11 protein-coding genes are annotated in these 12,113 nt (G+C 40.9%); 9 read left to right on the top strand and 2 right to left on the bottom strand.

Going from position 1 to position 12,113, the window contains the following annotated elements; translation table 11 throughout:
- The first annotated feature begins 22 nt into the window (after positions 1-22).
- The 6 genes from COCH_RS05525 (at position 23) to COCH_RS05500 (ending at position 5,967) form a co-directional block, all read left to right on the top strand.
- Positions 23-1,417 (top strand): alginate export family protein, encoded by a 1,395-nt coding sequence (locus COCH_RS05525; RefSeq protein ID WP_015782295.1) that lies wholly within the window; start codon positions 23-25, stop codon positions 1,415-1,417.
- A 768-nt stretch (positions 1,418-2,185) separates the two neighbouring features.
- Complete coding sequence (locus COCH_RS05520; protein WP_015782294.1) at positions 2,186-2,389, top strand: bacteriocin; 204 nt, start codon at positions 2,186-2,188, stop codon at positions 2,387-2,389.
- A 121-nt stretch (positions 2,390-2,510) separates the two neighbouring features.
- Positions 2,511-3,278: a carboxypeptidase-like regulatory domain-containing protein gene (locus COCH_RS05515; RefSeq protein ID WP_223375703.1), complete on the top strand. Its 768-nt coding sequence runs from the start codon at positions 2,511-2,513 to the stop codon at positions 3,276-3,278.
- A gap of 66 nt (positions 3,279-3,344) precedes the next feature.
- Positions 3,345-4,253 (top strand): hypothetical protein, encoded by a 909-nt coding sequence (locus tag COCH_RS05510; protein WP_015782292.1) that lies wholly within the window; start codon positions 3,345-3,347, stop codon positions 4,251-4,253.
- A complete protein-coding gene (locus tag COCH_RS05505) occupies positions 4,234-4,860 on the top strand; it encodes an ATP-binding cassette domain-containing protein (protein ID WP_015782291.1) in 627 nt (208 codons plus the stop codon). Before COCH_RS05510 ends, COCH_RS05505 begins: the two co-directional genes overlap by 20 nt.
- Before the next feature lie 27 nt (positions 4,861-4,887).
- The gene (locus COCH_RS05500; RefSeq protein WP_015782290.1) at positions 4,888-5,967 is read left to right on the top strand and encodes an HlyD family secretion protein; all 1,080 of its coding nucleotides are present in this window, start codon (positions 4,888-4,890) and stop codon (positions 5,965-5,967) included.
- Between the two features lie 216 nt (positions 5,968-6,183).
- Here the strand turns inward: COCH_RS05500 and COCH_RS05495 are convergent, their stop codons facing one another.
- Complete coding sequence (locus COCH_RS05495) at positions 6,184-6,702, bottom strand: class I SAM-dependent methyltransferase (protein ID WP_015782289.1); 519 nt, start codon at positions 6,700-6,702, stop codon at positions 6,184-6,186.
- 148 nt (positions 6,703-6,850) lie between these two features.
- Positions 6,851-9,649, bottom strand: coding sequence for a DNA polymerase I (polA, locus tag COCH_RS05490; RefSeq protein ID WP_015782288.1), 2,799 nt, complete (start codon positions 9,647-9,649; stop codon positions 6,851-6,853).
- A 253-nt stretch (positions 9,650-9,902) separates the two neighbouring features.
- Between polA and COCH_RS05485 the strand changes: the two genes are divergently transcribed.
- The 3 genes from COCH_RS05485 to COCH_RS05475 are packed head-to-tail and all read left to right on the top strand — an operon-like array spanning position 9,903 to position 11,383.
- The gene (locus COCH_RS05485) at positions 9,903-10,163 is read left to right on the top strand and encodes a thiamine-binding protein (protein ID WP_002674885.1); all 261 of its coding nucleotides are present in this window, start codon (positions 9,903-9,905) and stop codon (positions 10,161-10,163) included.
- A 36-nt stretch (positions 10,164-10,199) separates the two neighbouring features.
- Positions 10,200-10,871, top strand: a complete 672-nt coding sequence (pnuC, locus tag COCH_RS05480; protein WP_009410835.1) for a nicotinamide riboside transporter PnuC — start codon at positions 10,200-10,202, stop codon at positions 10,869-10,871.
- Entirely contained in the window at positions 10,835-11,383 is a 549-nt protein-coding gene (locus COCH_RS05475; protein WP_015782286.1) for an AAA family ATPase, read from the top strand. The genes pnuC and COCH_RS05475 overlap by 37 nt, the downstream gene beginning before the upstream one ends.
- The last annotated feature ends 730 nt before the right edge of the window (positions 11,384-12,113 follow it).

Below are 12,113 nucleotides of genomic sequence, written 5' to 3'. Positions count from 1 at the left end.
ATATTTTAAAAACACTATACCAATGAAAAAACATTTATTATCATTTTTTGCTTTGGGTACCGCTTTCGTTTTGTACCCCTCTTTAGCAACTGCGCAGGTAGAAAATCCTCCTGCTCCTAATGAAGGTGTTCCTCCTCCGCAACCTCCTATGGAAGAGATGATGACACCACCTCCTCCGCCACCTACCGATAACGAGTTCACGCTATCAGCACAAATTCGTCCGCGTTTTGAGTACCGCAATGGGGCATATCGTCCTTTAGTAGAAGGTGAATCGCCTGCTATCCTCACCAACAACCGCGTGCGCTTAAACTTCGACTATAAGCATAGCGACCGCCTACATTTGTACGTTTCTCTCCAAAACGTGAACGTTTGGGGGCAAGCGCAACAAGTACAAGCCGTCGATAAAACAGGCGGTATGTCGGTTTTCGAGGCTTACGCCGAATTCCCTCTTGTGAATACCCTTAGCGCAAAAGTAGGTAGACAAGTGATTGCACTGGACGACGACCGTATTTTCGGCTCTCTCGATTGGCACCCTGCCGGACGTAGCCACGATGCAGTGAACCTTAATTGGACACCTTCTGAAAAGTGGACACTTCGCGGTTTCTTTGCTTATAACCAATCAGGAAGTACAGTTACTCCTACTCTAAATGTAAATACTCCCAGCGGACAGAATTTTACTCCAAAATTGGGTCAGGATTATCAACACTTGCAAGCCCTTCACGCGCACTATAGCATCAGTGAAGCGCACCAATTGTCGCTCTTGTTTGCTAACTTAGGTTACCGTACTAATGATAGTGCTGACCAAAATATGCAAACTTTCGGTGCGCACTACACTGGCAAAAGTAACCAGTTGACCTATGGAGCTTCTGCTTATATGCAAACTGGTAAAAACGCTGTAGGAGCCGATAAAAGCGCTTATATGTTTGCAGTGAACGCAGGCTACAAGTTTTCTCCTATCTTTGGCTTAACTGCTGGTGTAGACTACCTCAGTGGGAATGCTTCTGATGACAATTCTAAAGACAAGAAATTCAATCCATTCAGCGGTACCAACCACAAGTTCTACGGCTTTATGGATTATTACTATGTAGGTTTTACTCCTTCTGTAGGTTTGCTCAATCCTTATCTCACTGCCAATGTGCGCACTGGCGAAAAGAGCAACCTCAGCGCTACTTATCACTTCTTTGCACCCGCTGCTAAGTTCGAAACTGATAAGAAGCACAGTAGTCTCGGTAGTGAAATCGACTTGGTGTACAACTTAAAGGTACAACCTTTTATAGGGTTGCAAGTAGGTTACTCTACTTACTTTGCTAACGATGGCACCAAAGCCCTCAAAGGTACTGCTAACCAACGCAGTTACCAAGACTGGTTCTGGTGTAGCCTAAACATAAATCCTAAATTGTTCTCTGCGATATTTTAATTGTATTGAACTATAATAAAAAGAGGTAAGAATTGCCATAGCATTCTTACCTCTTCTTTTTTGCTAAATTGTCCACTACATCTCTCTCCTACCTTCGCTTTACCTTCACCTTTCCGTCCCTACATTCCCCCTATTACCTCCGTCATTCGTCATTCGTTCCTCGTCATTCGTTCTCTTTTCCGTCATATTCCCCCTATTGCCTATGGCCTAAGGCCTAATGCCTCTTCTCTTTTCTTTCGCCTCGAAACCCTGTTTTTACCGTTTTTTGTGTCGCTGTATTATACTATGAGTCAACTACTTATATACCCTTTCTATACCAATCGTCCAAGATTCGTATAAGCTTCCTATAAGCTCTCTATAAGCTAACCCAACCCTCCTTACAGCCTTTTTTCATCAAAAGACCCCTTAGTCTCCTTCTGAAAATTTCCGTTTCCTTTCGAAAGTTCCTAACAGTCCCAACACATCACTTTTTCATCTCAAACTTTGGCAAAGTTGAATAAACTAACAATATTTTCTCATTTCCTCATTCTCTAATTCTCTCATTTCCTCATTTCCTTATTTTCTCATTTCCTCATTCCCTCATTCCCTCATTCCCTTATTTTGTACCTAAACACATTGTTAAAAATTGTAAATTAATTATAATATGCGTCTCACGCATAACAACTTCACCAAAACCGCCATATCTTTGCTCCGAGTTTTTAAAGTAAGTGCGCATAGCTTAAAAATACTCAAATAACTAAATGTTTAATTTTTTTTAACAAATTTAAAATGACATTAAAAAGAACTCAACAAGTAGAAGCTCAAGGAGTGAAGAAACTTGACAGTTTTAAAGGTTTTGAAACTTTGAACTCAAAAGAACTTCAAGGAATTGAAGGAGGTTGTGGACACCTTAACATTATGAATATTATAGAACGTGATGGTTGCAGACCAAAAGGGCACCGTTGGAAATGGTTTTGGCAAGATGAGTATTAGAAAGAAAGGGCATATGCCCTTTCTTTTCTTTGATTAAAATAATAAATAACACAGAAATATGAATAAATCATTTTTATTATTCTTTTGTATGTTTTCTTTCATTTCTTATAGTCAAAAAACATTGAAGAATACTATAAAAGATGAAAAAGGCACTCCCATCGAATACGTAAACATCGGTATTGTGGGCACTCACAAAGGTACAATTAGTGATGCACACGGCAATTTCTCCTTAGAAAAGTTACAGCCCAAGCCTACTGATAGTATTTACTTTTCACATATTAGTTACGAAAGAAGAGCTATTTGTATAAAAGACTTTCAGAATGATAAACCTATTGTCCTTACAGAAAAAGAAATAATGCTTGCGCCTATAGATGTTTCAGCAAAAACAAAGCAGCTAAAAACTTTAAAGGGAAAAGGAATTCGTTTTGTAGGGGCTATCCTATATTATACGCCTGAAGATATGAAAACGCAAGAGGAATTTCCTGAAACTATTGGTGATTTTGTGAATCTTAAAACCAATTGGGTAGCTACAGAATTTCACATTACTTGTATCAAAAATAATACCGAGAAAGCAGTCTTTCGTTTAAACTTTTTTCAGATGAACAATCAAGAAATGAGTCCTCTTACTGAAAAACCTATCTATATCACTATTCCTAAAACAGAAAGTAAAATAGACGTAGTGGAGAAATTCAGAGTTCCTATCCCAAAAGGAAAAATATGGATAGAATTACAACCTATAGACATACAAGGAGAGGAAAAAGCTCGCATTGTTTTCCCAGCTTCACGTTCTTTAGGCTATGCACGCTACGATACAACTTTTGAGAAAATTCCTTTGGGTGCAGGACTTTCTTTTGCCATAAAAGGGTATGAATACGAAGTTGTAGAATAAACTTTTCTATTTCTTGTTTTTTCAAAATAAAGTTTTACTTTTGTAACCAATTTATAAGCATAAACTATGTGCCTACGCACTTCGCTCTATCTAAGCTACATCTATTACCGAAAACTCTTCCCAAAAGGAGATATCTTAACCATTGGGTTGCTGTTAGGAGTATTATGCTATGCCTTATATGCACTTTATCTGCATTATGAAAGTTGGCAATATGCACTTTGGAGTTTGCCCTTAGGAAGTTTTATGTATCATAATAATCGAAAAGATTTATCATTATTAAAAGTACATTCACATTATAGAGCGATTATCATTACTGAATATATAATCGAAAACCTCCCTTTTCTCATTCTTATGCTCTTAAAAAAGGATTTTATAACAGCAGTTGCTATATCATTATCCTTCGTGCTCATAGGTTATTTACCTCAGAAAAACTTCACCCTAAAATATCCTTTCTCTCTCGCCGACCCTTTTTGGCATATTGCTTTTCGCAAGTATAAACTCATCTTAGGGCTACCCTTAGTTATTGCACTCATCATTATAGGAGCTGTTTATCAAAACCCTAACTTAGCTCTTTTTGCCTTAGCTCTTACCGCTTTCATCGGTTGTATCCCCTTTTTTGAAAGAGAGTTCAAAGCTCATATAAATGTTTCAGCCTATCGAGGAAAAGACTATTTATTACAGCAACTCAAAGCAGGAATATTGAATATATCCTTTCTTTTTGCACCTGTTTTCATCACTTACATCATTTGTTTTCACTGGCAATATACAGAAGTCTTACCTTTGTATATCAGTGTTCCTACCTTAGGTGTTCTTACCAAATACGCCTTTTGGAACAATTCTTTATGGCAAACTTTTGCTTTTTTAGCCGTAAGTATAGGTGCTATTTATATCATTCCAGTGATAGCAATCCCTTATTTTTGCCATTTAGCACTACAAACCATAAAAAGACAGCAATATGCTCAACATTTTCATTAAAGAAAAAAGTTATTCCGATAAACTAATTCTCAAAAACATACAGCTTTCTATTCCTCAAAACGGACTCTATGGGGTAGTAGGTAAAAATGGTGCAGGAAAAACTACTTTTTTCAAATGCTTGTGTAGTTTAACACCTTTCAAAGGAGAAGTAAGCTATCAGCAACAACCTTTAACGCCTCAACAAATCGGGTTTCTCCCTACCGAACCTTATTTATACGAGCACCTTACCGTAGAAGAGTTTTATAAGTTTTACAGCTTGCTATTGGATATAAAACCACAAAACACAATGCCTTTTGAAGTAAATAAAACTCTACTCATCAAAGAGCTTTCCACAGGAATGCGAAAAAAAGTGTATTTCAATGCCGTATTACAAAAGCCCTACACCCTCTACATATTTGATGAACCTTTTAGCGGTTTAGATATTACCTCGGTACTTCAAATCAAAAAATTGCTAAAAAAACTATCAGAGACTCATATCGTACTGTTCGCATCTCATATTTTAGAAACCTTATCCGATTGCAAAGAAATATACTTATTACACGAGGGGAATGCACAAATATTTTTACCCTCAAATCTCAATAAAATTGAAGAATTTTTAAGTTTATAAAACTTTTTAGGCTAAAAATCATTTATAATGAAACATCCTATCTATCTGTCTATCCTCCTACTCCTTACTACTGTAGTTGTTGCGTTGCCCTTTATCAAAGTGCCCATATCCGTATCGGCACGTGGGGTCATACGCTCTAATTTCGAAGATACAGAACTTACTGCTCCTGTGAGTGGTAGGGTAGTAAAGTGCTTTCTCTCTCAAAACAACCAAAACGTTCAAAAAGGTGACACCTTGCTCATTATCACTACAGAACTATTAAACACACAGCAACAACTTGTCAATACTCAACAACAAGATTATAACGCACAATTACAAGACCTTACTGCATTAGTCTCTCACAAAAATACACCCCTGCAAACACCACAATACGCTCAAGAAAGAGCTGCTTTTTTGGAAAGAATAGGCCAGTTGCAAGCACAATTATCCTTAGCTAAAAAGGAACTCGATCGTGCCAATCAACTTTTTAGTAAAGATGTAATCGCTAAAGCTGAGTATGAAAAAATATACTATCGTCACGAAGAACTCTTGCGCCAAGTGCAAAGCACCCAGCAACAACAATATGCCCAATGGCAAGCACAGCGTACAGAAGTAGAACGCAAATTGCAGTCATTGCAATCAGACGAGAAGCGCCTCAGCCAAGAACAACAAAACTATGTGGTAATAGCACCCATCACAGGAACTATTGCACAGTACAAAGGCATTCGTCAAGGCAACTTTCTCTCTCAAGGGCAAACTATCGCTACTATCTCTCCCGAACAAAACCTCATAGCCGAGTGTTTAGTCTCTCCAAAAGACATTGGTTTTATACACCCCTCGCAAAACGTACGTTTTCAAATAGATACTTACAATTATAACCAATGGGGATTGCTCAACGGCAGTGTAAAAGAAATAGATAAAAACTTAGTAGTAAATGAGCAAACAGGCGAAGGCTTATTTAAAATACGCTGTGGAATCAGCAAAGGTTATTTACAACTGAAAAATGGCTATCGTGGTAATATAAATAAAGGAATGAGTTTTACAGCTCGCTTTTATCTTACCAATCGCACCCTTTGGCAACTCCTCTTCGACCGCACCGACGACTGGTTCAATCCTAATATAATTTAACGTCAGTTCGATATATACAATATTGATTTACAATTGCCTTTTCATTACTGTTCCGTGAAATTCCTCAGCTTTAGCTGAGCCAATCCGTGGAACAATGATGTTTTACAAAAGAATCATCTGTGCTAAATCCGTCTAGCTAGCTCCTATCTGTCTTGCTATAGCTTGTTTGATTTGTTGCAATTTGTTTAATTTCTCTACCGAAGACAGATTAAACCATTATTTTCTCTCTGCAACCACGGCATAATATCTATTCGTAAAATACCGCAATAGCGGACGTAAACCTAACTTCTTTACGGGGTGTGTCCATTTCTCTCTATAAATAATACGAAAGCCCGCTTTCTCTACCAGCATATCCAATTGCCAATCTTCAAACTCGTGATAATGACAGTCGCGAGGGTCAGACGTATTGCGGTAAGCTTTGGCAAACCAAAGGCGCAAGGGCACAGTAATGAGTGCCCTTTTAGTAGGGAGATTCTGCAAAACTGCCAAAGGGTTTACCAAGTGCTCTAAAATTTCCAAAGCCACTGTAAAATCAGCCTTAAAGGCTTGTAGGGTGTGTGATTCAAAATCCAAATCCTGCCCCGTAGTGTTGAGCACAGTATAGCCTTCTCGTTGCATTACTGCCGAAAAAGGATTCTCAACCCCCACATCGAGGATAGTGCTTCCCTGAGGGGCATATTGTTTGAGAATACTCAAAGTTTTTTGATAGCGTTTTTTAGGAAATATCTTGTACATAATTTACATTGACAATTAACAAGGAGATAACACCTTTGAGCCACAAATTTCGCCAAAGTCGGCGTCGCCTTACCTTTTACCTTTTATTCACATACCCAGCTGTGAGCCTCGCTGGTTTTACCTTTTACCTCTTACTTCTTACCTAATTCTAGTGTGCATCGAGCCAGTTATCCCCTACCCCTAAGTCTGCCACAAGCGGAACAGCAAGAGTAAAAGCGCTCTCCATCGCTTCTTTAATCAGAGGCTTAACGGTATTGAGCTCTGTTTTAGGTACGTCGAACACTAACTCGTCGTGCACCTGCAAGAGCATACGGGTTTGAAGTTGTTGGCGAATCAACTCGTGCTGTATGCGTATCATCGCAATTTTGATGATATCCGCAGCCGAGCCCTGTATCGGGGCATTCACAGCGTTGCGTTCAGCTGCTCCACGCACTACTTGGTTACGAGAGTGAATATCGGGTAGATAGCGACGCCTTCCCAATACGGTCTCTACATAGCCGTGTTCTTGAGCAAATTGTATTTGCTTACTGATATAGTTTCGCAGATTGGGATACGTAGCGTAATAGGTGTCAATCAATTCCTTGCTCTCTGAACGACTCAAATTGGTTTGAGCCGAGAGCCCAAATGCCGATACACCATAGATAATCCCGAAGTTCACTGTCTTGGCGTGACTGCGCTGTTCGCGAGTTACCTCTTCCAAAGGCACGTGGAACACTTTGGCAGCTGTGGAACGGTGAATATCCTCATTGCGGAGGAATGAGTCAATCATATTGTGTTCTTCGCTCAGGGCAGCGATGATGCGAAGCTCTATTTGCGAATAGTCGGCAGAGAGAAGCACATAATCAGGATTACGTGCGATGAACGCCTTGCGCACCTGCTGACCGCGAGGAGTGCGAATAGGAATATTCTGCAAGTTAGGATTATTACTGCTCAATCTACCCGTCGCAGCTACCGTTTGCATATAGGTAGTGTGTACACGACCGGTGAGTTTGTTCACCTCCAAAGGCAAGGCATCTACATAAGTAGATTTCAGCTTCTGCACTTGTCGCCATTCAAGTATATCGGCTACTATCTTATGCTTAGAAGCAAAGGGGGCTAATACTTCTTCGGAAGTAGCATACTGACCTGTTTTTGTCTTCTTAGGTTTGCTGTCAATTTTCAGTTTTTCAAAAAGAATATCACCTAGCTGTTTCGGCGATGCCAAATTGAAATTTTCCCCTGCCTGCTCGGCTATAGTGGCTTCGAGTTGTGCTATATCGGCATCTAAAGTCTTAGCGTATTCTTTTAAGAAGGGCACATCGAGGTTCACTCCTTCGCGTTCCATAGCGGCTAACACTTTTATCAAAGGCGCTTCCAAATCAGTATAGATTTTCTCGGCGTTCACTTTGGGCATTTCCTCCTTAAATACGTTTTTGAGTTGCCACGTAACATCAGCATCTTCCACGGCGTATTCCTTCACTTGGTCGAGTGGAACGGTACGCATAGAGCGTTGTGCCTTACCTTTACCTATCAAACTCTCAATAGCAATAGGGGTATAGTTCAAATAGGTTTCACTGAGGATATCCATATTGTGGCGCATATCTGGATTCAGCAGATAGTGGGCTATCATCGTATCGAAGAGTGCGCCTCGCACCTCAATGTTGTAGTTTTGCAATACTTTAAGGTCGTATTTCAAATTCTGACCTACCTTACCAATATGCTCATTTTCAAAGAACGGACGGAAAGTTTCAAGCAGTTTTGTTGTTGCTGCTTTATCAGTAGGGAAAGGTACGTAATAACCTTTGTGAGCCGACCAGCAGAAAGAAATCCCTACCAATTCGGCTTCCAGGGCGTTCACACTGGTCGTTTCGGTATCAAAACACACTTCGGTTTGTTGCAATAAATTCTGCAAGAGCAGTTGTTGCGCCATTAGGGTATCGGCTAATTGGTAGAAGTGAGGTGTGTTAGTGCTGTTCTTCTTCTCGCTCATTACCTGCGGTTGGGCAAATAGGTCGCCTTGCGTAAAGAGACTTAACTGTCCCTCTGTGGGCTTATTACCTGTAAGTGGCGGGGGTGTTGTTGTCATCTGGGGCTGATACGTTCTGAGAAAGTTCTGCAATAACTGACGAAATTCTAACTCTTCAAATATCCTCCCTACCGCTTCAAAATCGGGTTCGGACATCGCAAAGTCTTCTTCATCAAACGTTACAGGCACGTCCAGCATAATGGTAGCCAACTGTTTAGAGAGGATTCCTTTTTCCTTGTTGCTCTCAATATTCTCGCGCAGTTTGCCTTTCAGCTGGTCAGTATGAGCGAGAAGGTTTTCCATAGAGCCAAAGTCGGCAAGTAGCTTTTTAGCGGTCTTCTCGCCTACTCCTGGAAGCCCAGGTATATTGTCTACCGCATCACCCATCATTCCGAGGAAGTCTATTACCTGCAAAGGATTTTGTACCTCAAATTTCTCTTGTACTTCTTTTACGCCCCAAATCTCCACATCGTTACCTCCGCGCGAAGGTCGGTATATAAAGATATTATCACTCACAAGTTGTGCATAGTCCTTATCGGGCGTTACCATATACACTAGGTAGTTCTGCTTTTCAGCTTGTTTAGAGAGTGTCCCGATGATATCGTCAGCCTCATAACCCTCTTTTTCGATGATAGGAATATGCAAGGCTTTCAAGATTTCGTGAATATACGGGATTGCCAACCGAATGGCTTCGGGCGTTTCCTCCCGATTGGCTTTATAGTCGGCAAAGAGTTCCGTGCGCTCCACACTTCCTCCCTTGTCGAAAGCCACAGCAAGGTGGTCGGGCTTTTCTTTTTTAATTACTTCTAAAAGAGAGTTCATAAAGCCCAAAATAGCCGACGTGTTCAACCCTTTGGAGTTGATACGCGGGTTCTTGATAAAAGCGTAATAACCCCTAAAAATAAGGGCATAAGCATCGAGTAAGAAAAGCCGTTTTTTCATCCATTAAATAATTTATACTTCATTAAGCCAAAAACATCAAGCATACTCCCTCTTAAATTCGCTAATTCCCTCTTCGAAGGGTGTTTTTAGTTCATTTTATCTTCACTCAATATAGGTAAAAAAGAGGTTGCTCTTTTGGCTGAAAGAGATACATATTTTTGCGCAAAGGTAGTAAAATAATTGTAATTTCCCATTTTATTTGTACTTTTGTCCCGAATATAAATTAACCTTTAATAATTAATCATTCACCATTATGAAAGTATCTGTTGAACTTACTTTTAGCCCGTTGCAAGACGATTACGAGCGTCCTATCATTCACTTTATCAAGAAACTGCGCGCCTCTGGGCTCATCGTACAAGAAAACCCTCTCAGTACCCAAGTCTATGGCGAGTATACCCAAGTGATGAATGTTCTCACCACCGAGATAGAAGAAGCCCTCGACTTAGTAGAACGCGGACTGATGTACGTGAAAATCGTAAAGTCCGACCGCCACGAGTATAAACCTTTCTTCTAAGTAAAGCCAGCGAGCAAGCGTAACTGAACATCTGATATGGAAGCGTTTTTCAATTGGTTTTTTAGTCAGTATCAAGGAGTCCCTACCCATTTAGTGGTTTTAGAAATCATAGGTGTGTTCTTTGGGTTCCTCAGTGTTTGGCTGGCTAAAAAAGGAAATATATGGGTATACCCTACGGGTATCATCAGCACGGTGTTATTTGTATACCTGCTATGGCACTACGTGCTGTGGGGCGATATGCTTATCAATGCCTATTATACAGCGATGAGTATCTACGGGTGGATACTATGGGCAAAGAACGCCCAAGACAATGTGATTACTATCTCCGCTACCACCCGTCGCGATTGGCAAATCTGCACTCTTTTAGGTGTTTTTAGCTTGGTTTTTGTCACTGCGGTATACTACCTGAAACCTTACATCAAAAACAACTTTTCTATGCAGGGAATCTCCTTAGGATTCCACAACTTCCTCCCTACCGAATATGTCGATGTCTTTACCACCTCCATTTTCTTGATAGGAATGTGGCTAATGGCAAAACGCAAAGTAGAAAACTGGGTCTTTTGGATTCTCGGCGACCTCATTTCAGTACCTCTCTACCTCAAAAAAGGAATGCTCTTCACCTCCTTTCAGTACTTTTTATTCACCATTATTGCCATTATGGGCTATAGAGAATGGAAACAACACTTACGCAACGAGACAGCCCGATAAAGCGTATCGCCTTTGTAGGTCCTGAGTGCACCGGCAAAACCACTCTTAGTCGTACTCTTGCCCAGCAGTTCCAAACCGTATGGGCTGAGGAGTATATGCGCACTTACCTACAACACAAGTGGGACACTCAGCATCTCACCTGCACGTGGGACGACCTCCTACCCATCGCTCACGGACAAGTTTCTCTCGAAAACAAACGTATCCAGCAAGCCAATGAATATTTGTTCTGCGACACTTGTCTGCTCGAACTAATGGTCTATTCTTACCTTTACTATGGCAAATGCAACCCACAAATAGAGCGCGCAGCCCTCACACATCATTACCACACCCTTTTTCTCACTTATGTAGATGTCCCTTGGCAACCCGACGACCTCCGCGATAAACCCCACGAGCGCGAGAGCGTATTTGCTTTTTTTGAGCAACATCTGAACGCTCACGGCATACAATACCATATCCTAAAAGGCTCCTTAGAGGAACGCATCGCCCAATGCACCAAAATGCTAACCGCATAACATCTTCTCACAAGACCCCTCTATCCGAACCCCGTCCTACGAGTCCTCCCCACCAAACAACTATTTTCGTCCCTACATTCCTCTTTTTCCCCATCACTACATTCCCCATTTACTAATTTTCTAATTTGCTTATTTCCTAAATTTCTCTTCTCTTTTCCGTCACTACATTCCCCCTCTCTGAGGGGGCTAGGGGGAGGTTTCTTTTGATTTTTCATCACTACATTCCCCCTTTGAAGGTAGCCAGCGACAGCTGGATATGTGCCCCGCGAGAGCGGAGTATGTGTAAAGGGGGAGGTTCCTTTTGATTTTCCGTCACTACATTCCCCTCTCCTTTGGAGAAGTCTCCGAATAGGAGAGTATGTGAACGGGGTGAGGATTCCTCTTTCTTTCGCCTCGAAACCCCGTTTTTACCGTTTTTTGTGTCGCTGTATTATACTATGAGTCAACTATTTATATACCCTTTCTATACCAATCGTCCAAGATTCGTATAAGCTTCCTATAAGCTCTCTATAAGCTACCCCCACCCTTCTCAAAGCCTTTTTTCATCAAAAACCCTCCCTCCCCTCTTCCGAACTTCTCCGTTTCCTTCCGATAGCTCCGATGTGTCACTTTTGCGGTATACACTTTGCCCAAGTTTTTGCCTGTGCGGCTCGCACCTTTGGCAAAATTAATCTCCTCTGACGCAAGCCTGTAACTCGCACCTCATTTCCTAATTCTCTCATTTGCTAAT

Origin of the sequence: Capnocytophaga ochracea DSM 7271 (assembly GCF_000023285.1) — a bacterium.
Taxonomy (GTDB): Bacteria; Bacteroidota; Bacteroidia; order Flavobacteriales; family Flavobacteriaceae; genus Capnocytophaga; species Capnocytophaga ochracea.
This window is presented reverse-complemented; position numbering and strand designations above follow the sequence as displayed.

Bases quoted from the DNA above. Each gene is read 5' to 3' on its own strand.
- COCH_RS05525 (WP_015782295.1), top strand. From the start codon at position 23: ATGAAAAAACATTTATTATCATTTTTTGCTTTGGGTACCGCTTTCGTT.
- COCH_RS05520 (WP_015782294.1), top strand. From the start codon at position 2,186: ATGACATTAAAAAGAACTCAACAAGTAGAAGCTCAAGGAGTGAAGAAA.
- COCH_RS05510 (WP_015782292.1), top strand. From the start codon at position 3,345: ATGTGCCTACGCACTTCGCTCTATCTAAGCTACATCTATTACCGAAAA.
- COCH_RS05505 (WP_015782291.1), top strand. From the start codon at position 4,234: ATGCTCAACATTTTCATTAAAGAAAAAAGTTATTCCGATAAACTAATT.
- COCH_RS05500 (WP_015782290.1), top strand. From the start codon at position 4,888: ATGAAACATCCTATCTATCTGTCTATCCTCCTACTCCTTACTACTGTA.
- COCH_RS05495 (WP_015782289.1), bottom strand. From the start codon at position 6,702: ATGTACAAGATATTTCCTAAAAAACGCTATCAAAAAACTTTGAGTATT.
- polA (WP_015782288.1), bottom strand. From the start codon at position 9,649: ATGAAAAAACGGCTTTTCTTACTCGATGCTTATGCCCTTATTTTTAGG.
- COCH_RS05485 (WP_002674885.1), top strand. From the start codon at position 9,903: ATGAAAGTATCTGTTGAACTTACTTTTAGCCCGTTGCAAGACGATTAC.
- pnuC (WP_009410835.1), top strand. From the start codon at position 10,200: ATGGAAGCGTTTTTCAATTGGTTTTTTAGTCAGTATCAAGGAGTCCCT.
- COCH_RS05475 (WP_015782286.1), top strand. From the start codon at position 10,835: ATGGAAACAACACTTACGCAACGAGACAGCCCGATAAAGCGTATCGCC.